This window comes from Acidimicrobiales bacterium (genome assembly GCA_040219515.1).
Lineage (GTDB): Bacteria > Actinomycetota > Acidimicrobiia > Acidimicrobiales > Aldehydirespiratoraceae > JAJRXC01.
The window spans coordinates 25,992-46,054 of sequence record JAVJSI010000001.1; the positions used below are offsets into that span (position 1 = coordinate 25,992).

Sequence of the window (20,063 nt, forward strand, 5' to 3'; positions counted from 1 at the left end):
ATGAGCTGGAACGTCAACGACATCCCCGATCAAACCGGCAGGGTCGCAGTGATCACCGGCGCCAACGGCGGACTCGGCCTCGCGTCGGCCATGGCGCTCGCCGGCAAGGGCGCGCACGTCGTCATGGCCGCTCGAGACCAGGCCAAGGCGGCAAAGGCCCACGCCGAGATCCTGTTCCTCCACCCCGACGCCTCGCTGGAGATCGTCGAACTCGACCTCGGGTCGCTGGCCTCGGTCGCCGCCGCGGCCGACCAGATCACGGCCGCCCACGACCGACTCGACATCCTCATGTGCAACGCCGGCGTGATGGCGCTGCCGCAGGGGACCACCGACGACGGCTTCGACACGCAGATGGGCATCAACGTCCTCGGTCACTGGGCCCTGCTCGCACACCTGCTTCCGTTGGTCGTCGCCACGCCCGGGGCTCGGGTCGTGACGCTGTCGAGTGCTGCGCAGCACATGGGCCGAGCCGTCGACCCCGACGACCCCCACATGCGCGAGAAGTTCGACGAATGGCGGATGTACGGCCAGACCAAGCTCGCCATGCGGCACCTGGCCGTCGGGCTCCAGGCCCAGTTCGACCAGGCCGGGGTGGCGGCATCGGCGCTGTCAGCCCATCCCGGTCTGACGAACTCCGACCTCCAGACCACCACACAGGCCCATGGCGGCGCCGGCCTGATGGGCGCGATGTCCGAGAGTCTGGTGAAGTTCACGGGCATGTCGACGGACCGGGGAGCACTCAGCCAGCTGCGGGCCGCCACCGACCCCGACGCGCCGGGCGGCGGCTTCTACGGTCCGCTCTTCGTGACCAGCGGGCCTCCCGTGCGCAAGCCGCTCGTCCGTCCCGGCAGCGACGACGCAGTGAAGGCACTGTGGCGCGCCGCGGCCGAGGAGACGGGCGTGGACGTCGACGTGCGTGCCGCGCTGGCCGCCTCGGGTTGATGGACGACCCCTACACAGACACCGTCGCGCCGTGGGACGGTCGCCGGGTGCCGGTCACCCTCCTGGGGGGCTACCTGGGCGCGGGCAAGACGACCGTGATCAACGCCGTGCTCGCGAAGACCGACCGCCCCATCGCGGTGCTCGTCAACGACGTCGGCGCGGTCAACATCGACGCGTCGCTGGTCCGGAAGCGCCACGGCGACACCATCGAACTCACCGACGGTTGCGTCTGCTGCAGCCTCGCCGGCGGCCTGGCCGCCGCCTTCGATGACCTGCGGGCGCGCCCGGAGCCACCCGATCACGTCATCCTCGAGCTGAGCGGTGTCGCCGACCCGGACCGGGTGGCCCCGTGGGCCGGCAGCGACGGCTTCCGGCTCGACGGTGTGGTCGTTCTCGTCGACAGCGAGCAGTTCGTCGAACGGCTCGAGGACCCGGCCACCGGGCCGTCGGTGCGCCGACAGATCGAAGCCGCCGATCTCTTCGTGCTGTCGAAGCTCGACCTCGCATCGGCCGACGATCGCCGTGCGACCGAGACGGCGTTGGCCGAACTCGCGCCGGCGGTACCGATCCTCGACGCCGCCGATGCCGTCGCCACCGCGTCGTTCCTCGACCTCGGCACCCGTCGCCCCGGGGGTGTGGCCGACACTCCCCCACCCGAACTGTTCGATGCCCACGACGTGCACACCCAACCTGTGCCCCAACCCATCGAGCGTGCCGATTTCGAGACGATGATCGAGTCCCTTCCGGCCTCGACGCTGCGGGCCAAGGGCATCGCCGTCACGCCCGACGGCACCCGCCTCCTCGCCCAGGTCGTCGGCCGCCGCCGACTCGTGACCGTGCTTCCCGATGCCGAACGGCAACCACCGACCGACCTCGTGGTGATCACCCCTCGCCGATAGCTGCTTCCAGCCGTTCGAGGAACGGCAGCATCCCCTTGACCAGCTTCGTCCGCGCGATGTCGAGCGGGAACCACTCGGCCCGGTCGACCTCGGGGAACTCCTCGACCTTCCCGGACCGTGGTGGCCACTCGAGCGTGAAGGTGTTGCTGAGGATCTGCGACGCGTCGAAGTCGGCCGCTCGTGCGTAGATGCGATTGGTCTTGCGGCCGGCCTTCACGATCCCGAGATCGATCGTCGGACCGGGCGGTGCCGGGCGGCCCATCTCCTCGGCGAACTCGCGTTCGGCAACGGCCAGGAGGTCCGAATCGAGTGTCTCCTCGAGCCCCTTCGGCACGGTCCAAGCGTGTGCATCCTTCGACGCCCAGAACGGCCCGCCCAGGTGGGCGAGCAGCACCCGGAGCCCGCCATCGAACTCGCGATACAGCAGAAGTCCGATGCTCATCACCATTCCAGCATCTCACGCAGGACTGAATGCGAGGCGGGACGTGCCGATACGACAAGGGTGACGTCCACCACTCGCCGTCAGAGCGCGCCGCGCACGCCCGGCGACCAGTGGGTGCCGATGGGCTTCGTCCCCGGCCTCGACGGCATCCGCGCCATCGCCGTCATCGTGGTCGTCTTCTACCACGGCGGCTGGTTCAGCTTCTACGGCGGCTTCGTCGGCGTGGACGTGTTCTTCACCCTCAGCGGGTTCCTCATCACCCGGCTGCTGATCGACGAACACCACCGCCGCGGTGGCGTGTCGATGAAGAACTTCTACATCCGGCGGGGCCTGCGCCTGCTTCCCGCGCTCTTCGGACTCGTCGCCGGAGTCTGGCTCGCGGCGGCACTGCTCGAGATGCCGATCCTCGAACGCGACCTCACCGAACGGAGCCTGTGGGCGGTGTCGTACGTCGCCAACTGGCACGACGTCGTGACCGGAAGCCACAGCGGGCCGTTCAAGCACCTGTGGTCCCTCAGCGTCGAGGAGCAGTTCTACGTGGTGTGGCCGGTGATCGCGGTCCTCCTGCTTCGTCGGGGCCTGCGGACGGTCCGATGGGTGGCGGGAACGCTCGCCGTCGTGCTGGCCCTCGTCACCACCTGGCGCCACTGGAACGGCGCCTCCGGCTTCGACATCTACTTCGCCACCCACTCCCACGGCGCCGTGCTCCTGTTCTTCGGCGCCTGGTTGGGGGCGTCGGTCGATCTGATCGCTCGCGTCGGTCAGGACCTCGGCCGCCAACTCACCATGATCGGTGTGGGCGGCATCCTCGCGATCTCGTTCATCCCCGATCGGTTCGGCCCGCTTCACGCCGGCCTCGGCTACGCGCCGATCGCCGCCGTGTCGGCCGCAGTCATCGTCGGCGCAGTGGCCGACGCCCGGCCCACACCGCTCACCTGGGCCCCGATGCGCCAGATCGGCCGGTCGTCGTACGCCATCTATCTCTGGCACATTCCGATGTTCCGCATCACCGCGGCGATCGCGCCCGACCTCGACGGCCGGATCCGCATCATCGTGGGCACCGCCATCGCGGTCGTCATCTCGCACTGGCTGATCGAGCGACCCGCGCTGCGGCTGAAGCACCGCTGGGCGTGATGACCCGCCCGATCAGGATCGGTGTGCTCGTCGCGCTGTTGATCACGGCGATCGGCACGCTGTGGTGGATGCGCGATCCGACGCCGGTCGCCCTCACCCCCGCCGAGGTCGGCGCCACGCGGTTCGCCGACGTCGCCTACGGCCCGCACGACCGCAACCGCTTCGATGTCTACGTCCCGGAGGGCGCGGGGCCCCATCCCACCGTCATCTGGTTCCATCCCGGCGGATGGGTGCACGGTGACAAGGCGGCGTCGATGCCGGTCTGGGATTGGACCGAACGGGGCTACGCCGTCGTCTCGGTGAACTATCGCTATGCCGACGATCCGGACACCGTGAACGACTCCGTCGACGACGCGATCGCGGCGGTACGGCGAATCCGAACCGGTCAAACCGAGTGGGACCTCGACGTCGACCGTATGGGGATCTACGGCTTCTCGGCCGGAGGCCACCTCGCCGCGATGGTCGGTCACGCGGGTGGTGTCGATGCCGACCTCCGCGTCGCCGCCATCGCCATCGCCGGGGCACCCACCGACTTCGTCGCGCTGCTCGATCCCGCGGTGCCGTTCTTCGACGGCAACCGGGGACCCGACGTCGTCGTCGCGGTACAGGACCTCCTCGGCTGCACCTCGTCGCCGGCGACGTGCGAGGCCCGTGCCTCGGCGGCGAGCCCCGCCCGCCTCGACCCCGGCCCGGCCGATCTCCTCGTGGTCCACGCAGCGAACGACCACATCGTCGATGTCGACCAGGCCCACCGGCTCCAGGCGCACCTGGAGGCCGCCGGCTCGCCGGCTCAGGTCGTCGTCGTCGACGAGGGCGGTCACTCACCACTCCTCGAGGAGGGCGGCATCGCCGAGTTCTTCGACGAGCGATTGCTCAGCTGACGTCTTCTCGTCGGCCGTCGGCGTGGATGGCGAATCGATCGGCGTCGGCGCCGTGATCGGGGGCCGGTGACGGCCACGGCCAACCGCCGAACCGGGTGGCCTGGTAGTCGGCGTAGGCCTCGCGGATCTCGTCCTCGGTGTTCATCACGAACGGGCCGTAGCGGGCCACCGGTTCGGCGATCGGGCGACCCTGCAGGATCATGCAGTCGATGCCGCCGGCACCCGCGGTGAGCGCGAGATCACGATCGGCGTGGATGTGGGCCCCGGTGCCGGCGGGCAACGGGTCGAGATCATCGATCGTGATCGACGATCCCTCGAACGCGTAGAGGACGCGCTGCGTGTCGTCGCCGACGGCCGCCGGCAACGTCCAGTGTGCGTCGGGCTCCAGCGACAGGTGCCAGATGGCCACGTCGGCCACCTCCTTCGATGCCCAGGAGTCGGGGGGCGGTGGCGGTCCGGCCTCGTCGCCCAGACGGCCGGCGATGATCGTCACCTCAGTGGTGCGACCGTGATCGTCCGCGACCACGTGACGAGGAGTGCCCTCGCTCCACAACATCGTGAAGTAGGGCTCGACCATCTTGTCGGCCGCAGGAAGGTTGAGCCAGATCTGGAACAGCTCGAGCGGGTTGGGCTGATCGGTGCGGGTCAGCGGAAACATCTCGGCATGCTGGACACCGGCGCCGGCCGTCATCCACTGGGTGTCGCCCCGCCCGAAGCGGGCCGTCGCCCCCAGCGAGTCTGCGTGGTCGATGAGCCCCTGACGCACATAGGTGATGGTCTCGAACCCCCGATGCGGGTGTTGCGGGAAACCCGGTACCTGGCTGCCGTGGTACATGCTCCAGCCATCGAGGCCGGAGAAGTCCTGGCCGATGGCGCGACCGCCGAGCGATGCATCGGGCCCGAGTTCGCCGTTGCCCGACGGGTACATGTCGTGGTGGTGGGCGACGAAGAGGAACGGGTCGATCGTCGGCCACTGGGCGCCGAGGGGAAACGTTTCGATCACGGCATCGGTCACCCGCTCAGCCTACGGCCCCTCAGCCGGCGGATGGGCCGTGCGTATACTCCGCAGCCATGGAAATGCACTTCGCGACCATCTGGGAATCGATCGCGGATCGGGTCGGCGATCGGCCCGCGATCACACACGGCGCGGTCACCCGCAGCTGGGCGGAGTACGAGGACCGCGCGGCCCGAATCGCCGCCGCCTATGACGCGGCCGGACTGGGGCCCGATGCCAAGGTCGGACTCTTCATGTACAACTCGAACGAGTACATGGAGGCGCAGTTCGCGGCGATGAAGATGCGGGGCGTCCCGATCAACATCAACTATCGCTACATCGACGCGGAGTTGCGCTACCTGCTCGACAACTCCGACGCCGAGGCGCTCGTGTTCCACTCGTCGCTCGGCGATCGGGTTGCCAGCGTCATCGATCGCCTGCCCGATCTGAAGCTCGTGATCGAGGTCGACGACGGCGGCGCCGGTCAGGTCGCCACCGCCCGGCGTTACGAGGAGGTGATCGCCAACCATGAGCCGATGCCGCGCATCGAGCGGGCCGAGGAGGACACCTACATGCTCTACACCGGCGGCACCACCGGAATGCCCAAGGGCGTCATGTACGCCATGGGCGGCCTGACCGCCGGGCTCAGCAACTCGGCGTTCCCGATCCTCGGTCTGGCCCCGCCGTCGGGCGCCGAGGACGTGGTGGACGCAGCCGTCGGCACCGACGGCTCCATGGTGTCATTGCCGTGTGCGCCCCTCATGCACGGCACCGGCCTGTGGCTCGGGTGCTTCATCCCGCACCTGATCGGGTCCCACGTGATCACGCTCACCAACCGCAGCCTCGACGCCCACGAGGTGCTCGAGGCGATCGAGCGTCACCGGGTGAGTTCGGTCACGATCGTGGGCGACAGCTTCGCCAAGCCGCTCATCGTCGCGATCGACGAGGGGCGACCCGATGGCGGCCGCTACGACCTCTCGTCGCTCGCCATCATCCAGTCGTCCGGTGTGATGTGGACCTCGGAGGTGAAGCAGCAGCTGCTCGAGCGCATCGAGCAGGCCATGCTGATCGACGTCATGGGCTCCACCGAGGGCTCGATGGGCACCCAGATCACCATGAAGGGCGTGGAGACCGAGACGGGCAGCTTCACGCAGGCACCGACCACCAAGGTGTTCACCGACGACGGCCGACTCGTCGAACCCGGTTCGGGCGAGGTCGGCATGGTCGCCGCCGGCGGCAACGTGCCGCTCGGCTACTACAAGGACCAAGAGAAGTCGGCGAAGACGTTCCGCGTCATCGACGGCCAGCGCTACTCGTTCCCCGGCGACCTCGCGATGGTGGCGGCCGACGGGTCACTCATCCTGCTCGGCCGGGGAAGCCAGGTGATCAACTCCGGGGGCGAGAAGATCTTCCCCGAAGAGGTCGAGGAAGCGGTCAAGCGGGTCGAGGGCGTACTCGACTGCCTCGTCGTCGGGATCGACGACGAGCGGTTCGGCCAGGCCGTCACCGCGGTGGCGAGCCGGTCGGCGGGCAGCACGGTGGACGCCACGACGATCATCGAGTCGGTGAAGACCGAACTCGCCCGCTACAAGGCACCGAAGACGGTCGTGTTCGTCGATCAGGTGCCCCGGGCACCGAACGGGAAGGCCGACTACACCACGGCCCGCCAGTACGCGATCGACGCGGCCGACTGACCATCATGCGCGTGGCCTAGAGCGACGCCCAGAACTCGCGGATCGCGGCGGCGGCCTCGTCGGCATGGGTGGTCATCCACCAGTGTCCGGCCTCGGCCAGCGTGGCGTCGATCGCGCCGGTGCGGGCGGCGAACGCCGCGGCTGCGCCGGGTGACCTGAACGGATCGAGGCCGGCCTGGATCGCCAGCGTGGGCACGACGATGTCGTCGATTCCCGGGCCCCACTCGACACCGATCCGGGTGGCCGATCGGTAGAGCGACAGGATCGCGGCGCCCATCGTCGCGTCGACCTCCGGACTGAGTTCGGCCGCGGTCACCGACTCGATTCCCAGCCCGGCGAGCAACTCGGCGCGCTCGTCGTCGGAGAGGGCGGTGATGCCGTCCATGAATGCCTCGCCGTCACCCGGCGTCTGCCACGTGCGAGCCGTGTCGTGCCACTCGAAGTCGTCATCCAGGTTGCCCATGTCGGTCACCCACGACCGCACGAGCGCGGGGTGCTGGGCGTTCACGCGGGTGGCGAGCAACGCCCCCCAGTCGTGGGTGACGAGATCGATCGAACCGTCGATCGCCGCCAACTCCTCGTGGAGCCAGGTCGCGTAGCCGTCCATGGTCGGTTCGAAGCCGGCCGACAGTGCGCTTCCGAATCCCGGCAGCCGCAGGCAGATGGGGTCGTCGACGCCCAGTGCATCGATCAGCGGGTCCCAGATCACCGGGGTCTCGGGTACGCCATGGACGAAGACGGTCGACATGGGGCGACCGTACCAGCCGGGTCAGCCGAGGACGGCGGCCTCGACCGGATCCTGGAGGAGGGCCGCCAACTGCCCACCGAGCGCGGAGTTCTCCTCGATCACCAGATAGGCGCCGAACCCGTTGTCGAGGTCGAGCCATGGGAATGACCCGTAGGCTCCGGCGTCGCTGATGACACCGCTCTCCCGGTCGACCCACCAGCCCATGCCGTAGCCCGGGTTGGCCTCGGCTGCCTCGCCCTCGTAGACGGCAGCCACTCGGTCCGAGTGGAGCCGGTCGAGGGCCTCGGGACTCAGCACCTGTGTGTCGCCGCACATGCCGTCGCGAAGATGCATCAGGAGCAACTTCGCGTAGTCGCCGGGGGTGCTGTAGGCCCCGCCCTCCATGTTCGGATTGTCGACGGCGGCGAGCGTCGACGGATCGGCGTCGAACTCGCTCGGATACGTCAGACCCGCCGACCCGATCTGGGCGAAGTGGTTGTTGTAGCCCAGCGTCTCGAGCCCGCACGGCTCGACGTAGATCTCGTCGATCAGCTCGGCCCACGAAGTGCCGGAGACCGCTTCGGCGACCGCCCCGGCCACCTGCCACTGCGCACCGCCGTAGCGGAACTCGGTGTCGGGCGCGATCACGTCGGCATCGTCGGCGGTGGTGGTGAAGATCGATTCGCCGCATTCCTGGAGGGTGCCGTTGGGCGAGAACTGACAGAGGTAGGGCGCATACCCGAAGTCGGGCCCGAGCCCGACCAGCCCGGAGCTGTTCGAGACGAGTTGGGCCGGGGTGATGTCCGGGTTGCCGTCACCCCATTCGACGGCATCCGCCACCGGCGCATCGATGTCGAGGAGGCCCTCGTCGGCGAGATGGAGGAGCACCCCGGCGGTGATCATCTTGGACGACGATGCAATGAGAGAGATGCGGTCGGCATCGAACTCGCCCCAGTAGTCCTCGTGCACGACACCATCGTCGCGATCGACGACGACGAGGCCGGCGCCGTTGAGCCCGTGTTCGGCGACGAATGCCTCGACGATCGGGGAGATCGCCGAGAAGTCCCGCTCGACGACCGTCGACGTCGGCGCCGCCGTGGTCGTGGGAGCCGTGGTGGTGGGCGTCGTGGGGGTTGTCGGTGACTCGGTCGTCGTCGGTGACTCGGTCGTCGTCGACTCGTCATCGGCGGGGGCGGCATCATCACCGTCGTCGTCGCCGCACGCGATGGCGAGCAGCGACAGCACGAGGACGAGGCCGACGATCTCGAGGCGCTTTTTTCCGGAGCCGTACATCTGCGCGACGCTAGCCGTCCAGATCAGGGAGACGGCAATGCCACGACCGACACCAGAGGAACAACGAGAGGCCGCGGTCTCGGGCCGGGCCTGGGCCGACTTCTGCGACTCGCTGAAGGCGGCAGGGCAGATGATCGTCGACAACTCGTCCGACGATCTCGACCGGGTCGAGGGATTCCGCTATCTCAGCCGCCTCACCAGGGGTGGCCTCGATTCGTTCATCGAGGCGTCGAACACCTCCTTCCCCGCCGTCAACCCTCTCCCCCACATGCTGAAGATCGGCTGCGACAACCCCGACGCGTTCTATCAGCGGGTCGAGATCAGCCCCCGCCACCGGTATCGCATCACCGGCACGCGCGGCACCGTCAACTACCTCAGCATCGGTGCCTACTCGGGCGGCTACGGCGTGGGCGCCGCGCAGGCGAAGAACCAGGGGCTGGTCACCGACAACGACCCCGACCCGACGGGGACGATCGACATCATCGCGAGTGTCGAGGAGCCGGAGTTGGCCAAGGGTCAGCGCTGGCTGGAGATGTCCGAGCTGACGACGATTCTCATCCTCCGCCAGTTCTACCTGGACCGCACGACCGAACGCCCGGCCGACCTTTCGATCGAGTGTCTGGACCCGACCACTCCCCTCCCGGAGCCCTTCTCCCCCGCCGACCTCGCCGGGGGTCTGGCGATGAGTGGCCTCTTCGTGCACGGCGTGGCGCAACGGTTTCTGACCTGGCTCAACGACTACTTCCTGCCCCGTCCGAACACGCTCGAGTTCCTGCCCGACGAGGACCAGGCCGGCGGCTGGGGCGACCCCAACCAGCTCTTCCGTCACGGCTACTGGACCCTGGAACCCGGCGAGGCCCTGGTCGTCACCGTGCCGAAGATCGACGCGTACTACTGGAACTTCCAGCTGAACAACATCTGGGAGGAGTCACTCGACTACCGGTACCTTCAGGTCACCACCAACAAGCACACGGCCACCTACGAGGACGACGGCACCTGTCGCATCATCGTGGCCGACACCGATCCCGGCGTCGGCAACTGGATGGACACCGCCCACCACCGGCACGGCACCATGGGGCTGCGCTACAACCAGATCGTCACCGACATCGCGCCGACGTGTGCGGTCGTGCCGTTCGAGTCGCTGCGATGAGCCCCGACTACGAGACGCTTCTCTACGAGGTCGAGAACCGTGTCCTGACGATCACGCTGAACCGGCCCGATCGCCTCAACGCGTTCACCACGACCATGGGAGCCGAACTCATCGACGCGCTCGATCGCGCCGATGCCGACGACGGGGTGCGGGCCATCGTCTTCACCGGCGCGGGGCGGGCGTACTGCGCCGGCGCCGACCTCAGCGGCGGCGGCGGGACCTTCGACAGCGGCAGCCACGACCTCGCCGACGCGGATTCGCCCGCGTCCGACCGCGTCCATCGCGACGTCGGTGGCCTCGTGAGCCTGCGGATCTACGACTGCCTGAAACCCACGATCGCCGCCATCAATGGTGCAGCGGTGGGCGTGGGCGTCACCTCGACCCTGCCGATGGACATCCGTATCGCCAGCGTGGATGCCCGCTTCGGGTTCGTCTTCGCCCGCCGGGGCATCGTCCCCGAGGCGTGCTCATCGTGGTTCCTGCCCCGGGTTGTCGGCATCAGCCGGGCCACCGAGTGGTGCTACACGGGCGAGGTGTTCGACGCGGCCGAGGCGCTCGACGGCGGCCTCGTGCGGTCCGTGGTTCCGGCCGACGAGCTGATGCCGACGGCGCGAGCGCTCGCCGAGAAGATCGCCGCCAACACCAGCGCGGTGTCGGTGACGCTCACCCGCCACATGATGTGGCGCCTGTTGGGCGCCGATCACCCGATGGAGGCGCACAAGCTGGACAGCCGGGGCGTGCAGTACATGGGCGGCACCGCCGACGCCCGCGAGGGCGTCGAATCGTTCCTCGAGAAGCGCGAACCGAACTATCGGCTGTCGCCATCGTCGGACATGCCCGAGTGGTTCCCGTGGTGGGACGAGCCCGAATTCCGCTGAATGCTGGTTGACTTGGGCATGCCCGAGAACCCCCAACAGGCGATCTTCCGACGACTGAACCGGGTCGTGAAGCCGCTCGTCAAGGCCGGTCTGGGCTCACCGCTGCCGATCGGGCTCGGTGCGGTGGTGCTCGAGAGTACGGGCCGGGTGAGCGGCAAGCCCCGCGAGGTACCGGTGCTCGGCTTCCGGCTGGGCGGTCGTGTGCTCGTCTCGACCGTGCGGGGCAACTCCCAGTGGGTCAAGAACCTCGAGGCCGACGACCGAGCCGCCGTCTGGTACGGCGGCCGCCGCCACGACGCCACGGCCACGGTCCGGCGAGGACCGCTCAACGTCGTGACGCTCAGCCAGCAGGGTCCGGGCGAGCAGGGTCCGGGAGCGTGATGGTGCGATCGAGCGCCACGTTCTCGAGCAACCGCTCGTCGTGCGACACGAGCAGCAGGGTTCCGCCGTAGTGCTCGAGGGCGGATTCGAGTTGTTCGATGGCAGGGAGGTCGAGATGGTTCGTGGGCTCGTCGAGGACCAGGAGATTGACACCCTGCGCCTGGAACATCGCCAGCGTGGCCCGCGTGCGTTCGCCGGGCGACAACGACTCGGCCGGTCGCTGCATCGCGTCGTGGTCGAGGCCGAACTTCGCCATCACCGACCGGGCGTCCTGATCGAGCAACGACGTGGAGCCGGTGATCACGTCGAGCACGCTCCGATCGCCCCGGGAGAACTCGTCGCGCCGCTGCCCGAGTTCACCGACGACGACGTTCGGTCCGAGCCGGCACGAACCGTCCGCCGCCGACCGTCGGCCCAGCAGCACGTCGATGAGTGAACTCTTGCCCGACCCGTTGGGGCCGGCGAGCCCGACGCGTTCGCCGTAGCGGATCTCGTCGTCGAGCGGCCCGAGCACGAATGTCCCGCGGCGGATCACGAGACCGTCGAACGTCGCCACCACCGTGGCACTGCGCGGCGCCTCGTTCACCGTGAAGCGGAGGTCCCACCCTTCCCACGGCTTGTCGACCGTTTCGAGGCGGTCGATGGCCTGTTCGGTGGCCCGGGCCTTGCCCGCCAGCTTCTCGGTCTGCGCGATCTGGGCGCTGCGCCGGATCTTGTCCCCGTCGGCGGGACGCTTCCGGGCGCGACTGGCCCCACGATCGACCCACTCCCGTTGCTGCTGGGCGCGCTGACGCAGCCGGTCCCGCTGGTTGACATAGGTCGCGTAGCGGTCCTGTTCGTGAGCGGCGGCGGTGGCTCGCTCGTCGAGGTACGCCTGCCAACCGCCCTCGAACAGCGTCCCGCTGCGGGCATGCTCGTCGAGCTCCAACACGCTGCGGGCATGGCGTTCGAGGAACCCACGATCGTGGGAGACGACCACCAGCCCGCCGGGATTGCGCTCGATCCAACCATCGAGCACCGCCAGTCCGTTGGTGTCGAGATTGTTGGTCGGTTCGTCGAGGAGTGTCACATCGGCGCTGGTCAGCAGCAATGCGGCCAGCCCCACACGGCTCACCTGCCCACCCGAGAGATGTGCGGTGGGCAGGTCCAGCGCACTCGGCGCGAGACCGAGCTCGGCGGCGGCCTCGTCCACGCGCGCGTCGAAACCGGCGACGTCGGCCTCGAGCCAGTCGCCGAGCGCGCGGTCGTAGCGATCCGCAGCACCCTCCGCGCCGGCGGCCAGCTCGGCGGTGGCCTCGTCGAACTCCTCCTGGAGCCCGGCGATCCCGCACATGCGGGCGAGCTCGTCGCGAACGACGACCGTCGAGGAGCGTTCAGGCTCCTGGCGGACGAGTCGCACCTTCAGCCCGTCGGGTTGGCGGCGAACCTCTCCGGCCTCGGGCGCCAGTTCCCCAGCGAGCAGGTGGAGCAGCGTGGTCTTTCCCACGCCGTTCGGACCGGCCACACACAGACGCGTGCGCGGGCCGATCGACAGGTCGATGTCGCGGAGCACCGGCTGGTCTCTCCGACTGAACGACACCCGGTCGGCGACCAGCGCGAAGGAACTCACGACGCCAGTCTGTCGCCCGGGCGAGCCGGGGCGGAGGAAATTACGTGCGATCGGTGCGGTATGTGGTGAATCGCGAACTCAGCTGGTCGCGCAGGGCCGGCGATGCGAGCGCGTCCTCCCCTGTTGCCGCCAGCGGCTCGTCGACCACTGCGGCGAACCGGTCGAGCGCCTCGGCCAGGTCGATGGCGCCCACGCCCGACTGGGCGGCGTCCGCCGTCGCGCCATCGGCGTAGACCTTGGCTTTCCACGACAACGAGAGACGCACGTTGCGGTCCTCGAGCCGTTGCAGCTCGACGCCCTCGTCGGTGACGACCCAGCCACGGTCGTCGAAGTCCAGCAGCGAGTCGATCGACAGCCCCTCGACCGGGGCAGCGTCGGGTTCACCGACCCGCTCGACCTGATGGTGCATGAAGTCGTTGTCGCCCATCACGCCGGTGTTCCACATGTCCTCATGGCGCACGCTCGGCGCGTCGCGCCCATCGGGCCAGTAGCGGAAGTAGCCGCGGTCGCCGCGATGGAACCAGCACACCGCGGTGGCGATGTTCTTGCGGACGTCCTCGAACTGGCCGGAGACGCCCATGGCGGTCAGGAACCAGCCCGGCGCGTTCGACCGGTCGATGCCGACGAACTCGGGGATGTCGGTGTGGCTGAACCCGTCGCCCGCCCGCGGCCCGGTCAGGTTCACGAACAACTGCTCGGGGACCACGATCTCGGCATCGAAGAGCTGCCGTGCCGCCTCGATGAACACGGCGGAGTGCAGCAGCTCGTCGGCGCCCTCGATATGGGGCCGGCCGTGGGTGGCCCAGTCGCCGCGCCACACCGGGCCGATGATGCCCGGCGGCACGTCGCCGTGCTTCAGGATGGTGCCGTCGGATGCCGCCTCGGCCGGGACGCCGCCGACCAGGTAGCGGCCGGGCATGAAGTACGGGCCGTTGCGTTCGGCCATCGTGCGGACGTGATCTGCGTCGTCGACCACCTGGCTGATGGCGACCGGCGGCAGGCAACCGGCGGGGCGGGCAACGGTCATCGTCATGGCACTGGCTCGTTCCTCACGGCTTCTCTTCGCGCCATGGATAGCCGACCGTCCCTCGCGCCACCAATTGCTGCGGGCCGCGCCTCGCGCTCACGTGCCGTTCCGACAGAATGGCGGTCATGAGCCACGTCCCCGTCATCGACGTCGCCGGCCTCACCTCCGACGATCCGCGAGTCCGCTCCTCCGTCGCCGCCGAGATCGGCGAGGCGTGTCGCACGATCGGGTTCCTGTCGGTCACCGGGCACGGCGTCCCCGACGAGGTGATCGACGCGGCCTTCGCCGCCACGCGGCAGGTCTTCGACCTTTCCTTCGACGAGAAGATGAAGTCCGCCTGGGACGATCAGCATCCTGACCGGGGCTACGACCCGCCCGGGAGCCAGCGCCTCGGCGCCGATGCTGCTCCCGACCTGAAGGAAGCCTGGGCGTTCAGCCCCGAACGGTTTGCCGGATCGAGCCGCATGCACGGCGCCAACCAGTGGCCTGACCTCCCCAGCTTCCGGGCACCGATCGAGCGCTACCACAACGAGGCGATGCGACTCTGCGAACGCATTCTCGGCGCAATGGCCCTGTCGCTCGACCTCGACGAGCACCACTTCGCCGAGTTCCACCAACAGCCGATCTGCACCCTGCGCATCCACCACTACCCTCCCCGTCCCGACGACGCGGCCGAGAACGAGTTCGGTACCGGCGCCCACACCGACTGGGGTGCGGTCACCGTCCTCGCCCAGGACGCCTCGGGCAGCCTTCAGGTGAAGGCCAAGGACGGCTCGTGGGTCGACGTCCCACCCACGCCGGGCGCGTTCGTCATCAACGTCGGTGACCTCCTGTCCCGGTGGACCAACGATCGGTATGTCTCCACCGAGCACCGAGTGCTCGGTGTGCCCGGCGTCGATCGCCACTCGATCGCCTGCTTCTTCGACCTTGACGAGGACGCCGTGATCGAAGTGCTGCCCACCTGCATCTCCGCCGCGGATCCTGCGCGCTACGGCCCGATCACCGCCGGCGACTACATCGAGCAGCGCTTCCTCGCGAGCATCTCCTGACCGTGCCGAGGAAGCCGACGTTGCGAAGGTAGACCCGAGGGCGCGATGACCATCAGCACCCACACGCACTATCCCTGCGAGGCATCTCTGTTATCGTTCGGGCAAATAGGTCACCTGGGGGGTCACCGTGAGTCGTCTTCTCTTCCGTTGGTTCGCGATCGCGTTGTCGTTGAGCCTGTTGGCCACGGCGTGTGGCGGCGAGTCGGATGCCGAGGACGGTGCCGACCCCGAGACCGAGACCACCGAGCCCGACGACACCACCGACCCCGACCCCGAGCCCGAGGACACCACCAATCCGGAGCCGGAGCCCGACGAGGACCCGGCCGGCGAGCCCGTGATCTACGACGATCCCCGCGGCGGCATCTTCGCCGAGTTCCAGGAGAGCTACGACCGCGCCGGCGATCCCTTCGCCCCGTACGACGCCTTGTGTCTGCCGCACGACGCGGCCGAGGACCGGGTCGACACCGATCCCGGCATCACCGCCGACGAGATCCGTGTCGGCCACATTCGCAGTCGCCTCGAGGACGCCGTCGACATCGGCTTCGGCGTACCGGTCGGTGACCCCAAGGAGATGTTCGAGGTCTTCGTCGACTACATCAACACCGAGTGCGGCGGCATCCGAGGCCGCCAGATCAACCTCGGCTACGCCGAGGCCGACCTGCTCGGTGATGCCGTCGAGGCGAGCCGGAACCAGGCGTGTCTGGCGATGACCGAGGACTTCAACGCCACGATCATCATGAACAGCACCGGCTTCCAGGGCTCGGCCAACCTCTGCATCGTCGAGGAACAGCAGACCGCGTTCATCTCGACCCAGGGCCAGACCGAGGAGTTCATGGCGCGCGGCGAGGACCGATTGATCTCGCTCTCGCCGACACTCGAGGAGAGCCTGCGCTTCCTGGTGGCGGACCTCGTGGACTCGGGTGTTCTCGAGGGCCACTCGCTCGGCGTGGCCGCACCCAACACACCCGGCCAGTACGAGGCGGTCGAGCAGGGTCTGGTCCAACCGCTGCTCGACGCCGGGTTCGAGATCGTCATCGACGAACTCGACTGTGCGGGCGGCACCGTGTGCTCGGGCGGGGTGCCCGAGTCGGTGCAGAACATGGTCGACGCCGACGTCGACGTGTTCTTCAACGTCATGAACATCCTGACCGCCCCCGGCTATCTCAACGAGATGGTCAGCCGCGGCTTCCAGCCCGGCGACGTCCAGTTCTACGCCAGCGACTTCAACAGCCAGGCGGCCGAGCTCGTCTCCGGTCAGATCGCCAACAACCCCGAGGCCGGCAACCTCTACAACGGGGCCATCGTGGTCGACTTCCGTGACACCGGCGTGGAGCGGACACCCGACTACGAGCCCAATCCGTTCGCCGCGGAATGCAATCGGGTCTACTCCGAGAACAGCCCGAGCGGTGCGTCGCACGCCTGGGACGATCCGGGCGACTCCGCCTTCGGGATGGTCGGCAGTGTGTGCGGCATCGTGCGCATCATGGCCCGGGCCATCTACGCCGCCGGGGACAACCCGACCATCGCCGACATCCAGGCGTCGATCGCGAGCCTCGGACCCATCGACAACAACGCGATGAACCCGGCGTCGATCGTTCCGGGCAAGACCCAGTCGTCCGACGTCATCCAGACGCTCGACTGGGTGTTCCCCTGCGACCTGACGTTCCCGTTCACTCGCAGCTCGGGCGACCCGATCTGCCTCACCGGACGCGGCGACTGGCGGCCCTCCCCGCGTTGATCGAAACGGCCGTGTCGAAGCCGGGGATGGTGCCGGGACCGCTGTCAACCGGCCGGAGCAAGAACCGACGGTAGGAGATACGGCGGGGCATCGACCAGAGGCGACAACCACGCCGGATTGGCCTACGTTGCATCTCGCGAACGCCGCCCAGCGAGAAGAGGCAAGAAACATGGCAGATCTCGATTCGGAAGTCGAGGCCACCGACGCCTGGTTCGCGTCGGAACGCTTCTCTGAGACAACTCGGCTCTTCACCGCCCGTCAGGTCGTGGAGCAGCGGGGAACCATCGAACAGGACTACACCGTGGCCCGGGTCGCCGCCGAGCGGTTCCACTCCCGGCTGCGCGAACTTCGTTCGCAGGGAAAGAGCATCACCACCTACGGCCCGTACTCGCCGGGTCAGGCCGTTGCCATGAAACGGTCCGGTATCGAGGGGATCTACCTGGGCGGCTGGGCCACCTCCGCCAAGGGGTCGATGTCGGAGGATCCGGGCGCCGACCTCGCCAGCTACCCGCTGAGCGCGGTGCCCGACGAGGCAGCCCCCATCGTCCGGGCGCTGCTCGCGGCCGACAAGAACCAGCGGTTCGCCCGCAGCCGAATGAGCGAGGAGCAGCGCGAGCGCACCCCCGAGGTCGACTTCTTGCCCTTCATCATCGCCGATGCCGACACCGGCCACGGCGGCGACGGCCACGTGCGCAATCTCGTGCGCCGCTTCGTGGAGGTCGGGGTTCCCGGCTACCACATCGAGGACCAGAAGCCGGGTGTCAAGAAGTGTGGTCATCAGGGCGGCAAGGTGCTCGTGCCGGTCGACGAGCAGATCAAGCGCCTCAATGCCGCACGGTTCCAGCTCGACATCATGAAGGTCGGCGGCATCATCGTTGCTCGCACCGACGCCGAGGCGGCGACGCTCCTCGACGGCTCCGGCGACGAGCGCGACCAGGCGTTCATCCTCGGCGCCACCAAGCTCAACGTTCCGAGCTACAAGAACGCCTTCCTCGCGATTCTGGAGAGCCTCGACAACGCCGGCGTCTCCGACCTCAACGGTCACCTTCTCTACAGCATCCCCGACGACCAGAAAGCCGGCGCGATGGCCTGGCTGGAGTCGACGGGCCTCACCGCCCACATCAGCGAGGCGGCAGCCACCGTGGCCGACGGCTCGGCCACCGCCGAGCAGGCGCTCGACGCGGTCAGCAACGTCTTCATCGACGTCTGGCAGAACGCCGCCGGTCTGATGACCTACCGCGAGGCCGTGGCCGATGCGATGGCGTTCCGGGCCGAGGAGGGCGTGGAGCTCTCGATGACACCGGAGGAATGGGACGCCTTCTCCGAGCGGGCCTCGTGGCATGTTGCGCAGGGCAAGGCCGACGAGATGGGCCTCGATGTCCACTGGGACGCCCGTCTGGCCAAGACGCCCGAGGGCTACTACCAGATCCGCGGTGGCATCCCGTACGCCATCGCGAAGTCGATCGCGGTGGCACCGTTCTGCGACATCATCTGGATGGAAACCAAGACCGCCGACCTCGAAGACGCCAGGATCTTCGCCGACGCCCTGAAAGCCGTCTATCCCGACAAGATGATGGCGTACAACCTGTCCCCGTCGTTCAACTGGGACACCACCGGTATGAGCGACGACGAGATGCGGGAGTTCCCGGCCGAGATCGGCAAGCTCGGGTTCGTCTTCAACTTCATCACCTATGGCGGCCATCAGATCGACGGTCTGGCGAGCGAGGAGTTCTCCGCCTCACTCCAGGAGGACGGCATGTTGGCGCTGGCTCGACTCCAGCGAAAGTTCCGCCTCGTGGAGTCGCCCTACGCGACCCCCCAGACCCTCGTCGGCGGGCCTCGGCTCGACGCCGCCCTCATGGGCTCCTCGGGTCGTACCGCCACCACCAAGGCCATGGGCAAGGGTTCGACACAGTTCCAGCATCTGGTGCAGACCGAGGTGCCGCCCCGGCTACTGGAGGACTGGCTCGCCGAGTGGGCCGAGGCCCACGGCGTCGACGCCGCGTTGTCCGTGCAGTTGCGCCCCCACACTCCCGGCTCGGAGATCCTCGAACTCCAGGTCAACGGCCCCGACGAGACCTACGCCAACGTGGTGTTCTCCGTGATCCACGACCGTCGGAACCGACCCATCCTGCTCGTGAGGGATCAGAACAACCATCGCCAGGAAATGCGCCGCAAGCGGCTCATGACCTTGATGCACCTGTTCCTGATCCATCGCTACGGGATTGCCGCAATCCACTTCCTCAGCCCGACGACCGACAACCAGAAGATGGCGGAGGGCATGCGGAACAACGGCATCTTCGGCAACGTCACCGACGAGGTGGGCGAGATCATCGTCGCCGAAGTCAGCGAGGCCGACGTCGCCCCGCTGCTGGGCGAGGACCGCAGCGCCCTGTCGTCGTTCATCGCTGTCTGATCGCGGTACTCGTCCTCAGTCGGGAGCCTCGCCGACGGCCCCGGTGACGAGGAGTTCGGCCGACATCTCCCGTCGACACGGTCCGCAGATGCCATGCGAGATCGGAGGAAGTTCGTCGCGCTCGAGGAGGCGAGCGGAGCGGACCAGTGATTCGATGTCGAGCCAGACGTCGCCGTGTCTCCCGCGCCCGCACCAACTGCACAGCGCGACCACCGAGGCGCCGGCGTCGCGCGTCGCGCGTGGATCGAGGAGCGCAACCGCCGGCCGGGTCTCCTCGTAGGCGAGAACCGAAACGAACCGAACGCCCCGGTCCGCCTCGGGTGTGACGGTCATTTCGAACCATCGTCGTGCGTGCGGCGCGTCACACCGCAGAGGGATCGTCGCCTCCGTCTGCGTCGAACGTACGCGGCCCACCACCACCTGCCAGAGCTCGCGGATCTCCTGTCGATCGAAATAGGACCAGAGATCTCGATCGGGCGCGGGCGCCGCCAGCTCAGGTGCGTCGTTCTCCCGGGCGAAGGACGCCCAGCCCTCGCCGACCGGCCGAACCCGATCCTGGGCATCGATCCGATACTCCACGACCGTCGTCGAGCCTACGACACGGGCCGGTGGCCGGCGGGCGCGATCTGACGCAAGGGAGTCCTCGATCCCCAGCCATATCGCCGCCGGGGGCGTGAGGAGCTCGAGGTCCTCGGGTTCGAGCGCTGCGAGGATCCGCTGAACCCATGGCACCCCGGCGTCGGCGATGCCCTCGTGATCATCCGTGGTCATGGCGTGAGAGTAGTCCCGCGAAGCGCGACCTGACGGGT

At 68.4% G+C, this 20,063-nt stretch carries 18 protein-coding genes; 11 read left to right on the top strand and 7 right to left on the bottom strand.

The window, feature by feature from the left end:
* Together RIB98_00120 and RIB98_00125 are read left to right on the top strand one after the other, a co-directional pair.
* On the top strand, window positions 1–942 hold the full coding sequence (locus RIB98_00120) for an SDR family NAD(P)-dependent oxidoreductase (GenBank protein MEQ8839364.1): 942 nt from the start codon (window positions 1–3) through the stop codon (window positions 940–942).
* Window positions 942–1,841 (top strand): GTP-binding protein, encoded by a 900-nt coding sequence (locus RIB98_00125; GenBank protein MEQ8839365.1) that lies wholly within the window; start codon window positions 942–944, stop codon window positions 1,839–1,841. Before RIB98_00120 ends, RIB98_00125 begins: the two co-directional genes overlap by 1 nt.
* Here RIB98_00125 and RIB98_00130 read toward each other — a convergent pair.
* Window positions 1,825–2,283, bottom strand: coding sequence for an NUDIX domain-containing protein (locus RIB98_00130; protein MEQ8839366.1), 459 nt, complete (start codon window positions 2,281–2,283; stop codon window positions 1,825–1,827). The two genes, RIB98_00125 and RIB98_00130, sit on opposite strands and share 17 nt — an antisense overlap.
* 60 nt (window positions 2,284–2,343) lie before the next feature.
* Here RIB98_00130 and RIB98_00135 point away from each other — a divergent pair, with 60 nt between their 5' ends.
* Together RIB98_00135 and RIB98_00140 are read left to right on the top strand one after the other, a co-directional pair.
* Window positions 2,344–3,417: an acyltransferase gene (locus tag RIB98_00135; GenBank protein MEQ8839367.1), complete on the top strand. Its 1,074-nt coding sequence runs from the start codon at window positions 2,344–2,346 to the stop codon at window positions 3,415–3,417.
* Window positions 3,417–4,298, top strand: coding sequence for an alpha/beta hydrolase (locus RIB98_00140; GenBank protein MEQ8839368.1), 882 nt, complete (start codon window positions 3,417–3,419; stop codon window positions 4,296–4,298). The genes RIB98_00135 and RIB98_00140 overlap by 1 nt, the downstream gene beginning before the upstream one ends.
* Here the strand turns inward: RIB98_00140 and RIB98_00145 are convergent.
* The gene (locus RIB98_00145) at window positions 4,291–5,313 is read right to left on the bottom strand and encodes a pirin family protein (protein ID MEQ8839369.1); all 1,023 of its coding nucleotides are present in this window, start codon (window positions 5,311–5,313) and stop codon (window positions 4,291–4,293) included. The genes RIB98_00140 and RIB98_00145 overlap by 8 nt on opposite strands.
* A 56-nt stretch (window positions 5,314–5,369) precedes the next feature.
* On the opposite strand from RIB98_00145, the gene RIB98_00150 reads away from it, so the two are divergent.
* Window positions 5,370–6,986 (top strand): AMP-binding protein, encoded by a 1,617-nt coding sequence (locus tag RIB98_00150; protein ID MEQ8839370.1) that lies wholly within the window; start codon window positions 5,370–5,372, stop codon window positions 6,984–6,986.
* 16 nt (window positions 6,987–7,002) lie between these two features.
* Here RIB98_00150 and RIB98_00155 read toward each other — a convergent pair whose 3' ends face one another.
* A complete protein-coding gene (locus RIB98_00155; protein MEQ8839371.1) occupies window positions 7,003–7,734 on the bottom strand; it encodes an alpha/beta hydrolase in 732 nt (243 codons plus the stop codon).
* A gap of 21 nt (window positions 7,735–7,755) precedes the next feature.
* The gene (locus tag RIB98_00160; GenBank protein ID MEQ8839372.1) at window positions 7,756–9,006 is read right to left on the bottom strand and encodes a serine hydrolase domain-containing protein; all 1,251 of its coding nucleotides are present in this window, start codon (window positions 9,004–9,006) and stop codon (window positions 7,756–7,758) included.
* Between the two features lie 37 nt (window positions 9,007–9,043).
* Between RIB98_00160 and RIB98_00165 the strand changes: the two genes are divergently transcribed.
* From RIB98_00165 to RIB98_00175, 3 genes are read left to right on the top strand one after another with little or no spacing between them, the layout of a single operon-like run.
* A complete protein-coding gene (locus RIB98_00165; GenBank protein MEQ8839373.1) occupies window positions 9,044–10,156 on the top strand; it encodes a DUF1214 domain-containing protein in 1,113 nt (370 codons plus the stop codon).
* Complete coding sequence (locus RIB98_00170) at window positions 10,153–11,034, top strand: crotonase/enoyl-CoA hydratase family protein (protein MEQ8839374.1); 882 nt, start codon at window positions 10,153–10,155, stop codon at window positions 11,032–11,034. Before RIB98_00165 ends, RIB98_00170 begins: the two co-directional genes overlap by 4 nt.
* On the top strand, window positions 11,035–11,415 hold the full coding sequence (locus RIB98_00175) for a nitroreductase/quinone reductase family protein (protein MEQ8839375.1): 381 nt from the start codon (window positions 11,035–11,037) through the stop codon (window positions 11,413–11,415).
* Here the strand turns inward: RIB98_00175 and RIB98_00180 are convergent.
* Together RIB98_00180 and RIB98_00185 are read right to left on the bottom strand one after the other, a co-directional pair.
* Complete coding sequence (locus RIB98_00180; protein ID MEQ8839376.1) at window positions 11,375–13,024, bottom strand: ABC-F family ATP-binding cassette domain-containing protein; 1,650 nt, start codon at window positions 13,022–13,024, stop codon at window positions 11,375–11,377. The two genes, RIB98_00175 and RIB98_00180, sit on opposite strands and share 41 nt — an antisense overlap.
* A gap of 40 nt (window positions 13,025–13,064) precedes the next feature.
* On the bottom strand, window positions 13,065–14,057 hold the full coding sequence (locus RIB98_00185) for a hypothetical protein (GenBank protein MEQ8839377.1): 993 nt from the start codon (window positions 14,055–14,057) through the stop codon (window positions 13,065–13,067).
* Window positions 14,058–14,176: 119 nt separating this feature from the next.
* On the opposite strand from RIB98_00185, the gene RIB98_00190 reads away from it, so the two are divergent.
* From RIB98_00190 to aceA, 3 genes are all read left to right on the top strand, one after another.
* Window positions 14,177–15,100 (top strand): 2-oxoglutarate and iron-dependent oxygenase domain-containing protein, encoded by a 924-nt coding sequence (locus RIB98_00190; protein MEQ8839378.1) that lies wholly within the window; start codon window positions 14,177–14,179, stop codon window positions 15,098–15,100.
* A gap of 127 nt (window positions 15,101–15,227) precedes the next feature.
* Window positions 15,228–16,838: an ABC transporter substrate-binding protein gene (locus RIB98_00195; protein MEQ8839379.1), complete on the top strand. Its 1,611-nt coding sequence runs from the start codon at window positions 15,228–15,230 to the stop codon at window positions 16,836–16,838.
* A 169-nt stretch (window positions 16,839–17,007) separates the two neighbouring features.
* A complete protein-coding gene (gene aceA / locus RIB98_00200; protein ID MEQ8839380.1) occupies window positions 17,008–19,254 on the top strand; it encodes an isocitrate lyase ICL2 in 2,247 nt (748 codons plus the stop codon).
* 15 nt (window positions 19,255–19,269) lie between these two features.
* On the opposite strand, the gene RIB98_00205 is transcribed toward aceA, so the two are convergent.
* Window positions 19,270–20,025 carry a hypothetical protein gene (locus RIB98_00205; protein ID MEQ8839381.1) on the bottom strand — a complete coding sequence of 252 codons (756 nt, stop codon included), beginning with the start codon at window positions 20,023–20,025 and terminating at the stop codon, window positions 19,270–19,272.
* Between the last annotated feature and the right edge of the window lie 38 nt (window positions 20,026–20,063).

Excerpts from the sequence above, each read along its gene's own strand:
- RIB98_00120 (MEQ8839364.1), top strand. The coding sequence starts at position 1 with ATGAGCTGGAACGTCAACGACATCCCCGATCAAACCGGCAGGGTCGCA.
- RIB98_00125 (MEQ8839365.1), top strand. The coding sequence starts at position 942 with ATGGACGACCCCTACACAGACACCGTCGCGCCGTGGGACGGTCGCCGG.
- RIB98_00130 (MEQ8839366.1), bottom strand. The coding sequence starts at position 2,283 with ATGAGCATCGGACTTCTGCTGTATCGCGAGTTCGATGGCGGGCTCCGG.
- RIB98_00140 (MEQ8839368.1), top strand. The coding sequence starts at position 3,417 with ATGACCCGCCCGATCAGGATCGGTGTGCTCGTCGCGCTGTTGATCACG.
- RIB98_00150 (MEQ8839370.1), top strand. The coding sequence starts at position 5,370 with ATGGAAATGCACTTCGCGACCATCTGGGAATCGATCGCGGATCGGGTC.
- RIB98_00155 (MEQ8839371.1), bottom strand. The coding sequence starts at position 7,734 with ATGTCGACCGTCTTCGTCCATGGCGTACCCGAGACCCCGGTGATCTGG.
- RIB98_00160 (MEQ8839372.1), bottom strand. The coding sequence starts at position 9,006 with ATGTACGGCTCCGGAAAAAAGCGCCTCGAGATCGTCGGCCTCGTCCTC.
- RIB98_00165 (MEQ8839373.1), top strand. The coding sequence starts at position 9,044 with ATGCCACGACCGACACCAGAGGAACAACGAGAGGCCGCGGTCTCGGGC.
- RIB98_00170 (MEQ8839374.1), top strand. The coding sequence starts at position 10,153 with ATGAGCCCCGACTACGAGACGCTTCTCTACGAGGTCGAGAACCGTGTC.
- RIB98_00175 (MEQ8839375.1), top strand. The coding sequence starts at position 11,035 with ATGCTGGTTGACTTGGGCATGCCCGAGAACCCCCAACAGGCGATCTTC.
- RIB98_00185 (MEQ8839377.1), bottom strand. The coding sequence starts at position 14,057 with ATGACGATGACCGTTGCCCGCCCCGCCGGTTGCCTGCCGCCGGTCGCC.
- RIB98_00190 (MEQ8839378.1), top strand. The coding sequence starts at position 14,177 with ATGAGCCACGTCCCCGTCATCGACGTCGCCGGCCTCACCTCCGACGAT.
- aceA (MEQ8839380.1), top strand. The coding sequence starts at position 17,008 with ATGGCAGATCTCGATTCGGAAGTCGAGGCCACCGACGCCTGGTTCGCG.
- RIB98_00205 (MEQ8839381.1), bottom strand. The coding sequence starts at position 20,025 with ATGACCACGGATGATCACGAGGGCATCGCCGACGCCGGGGTGCCATGG.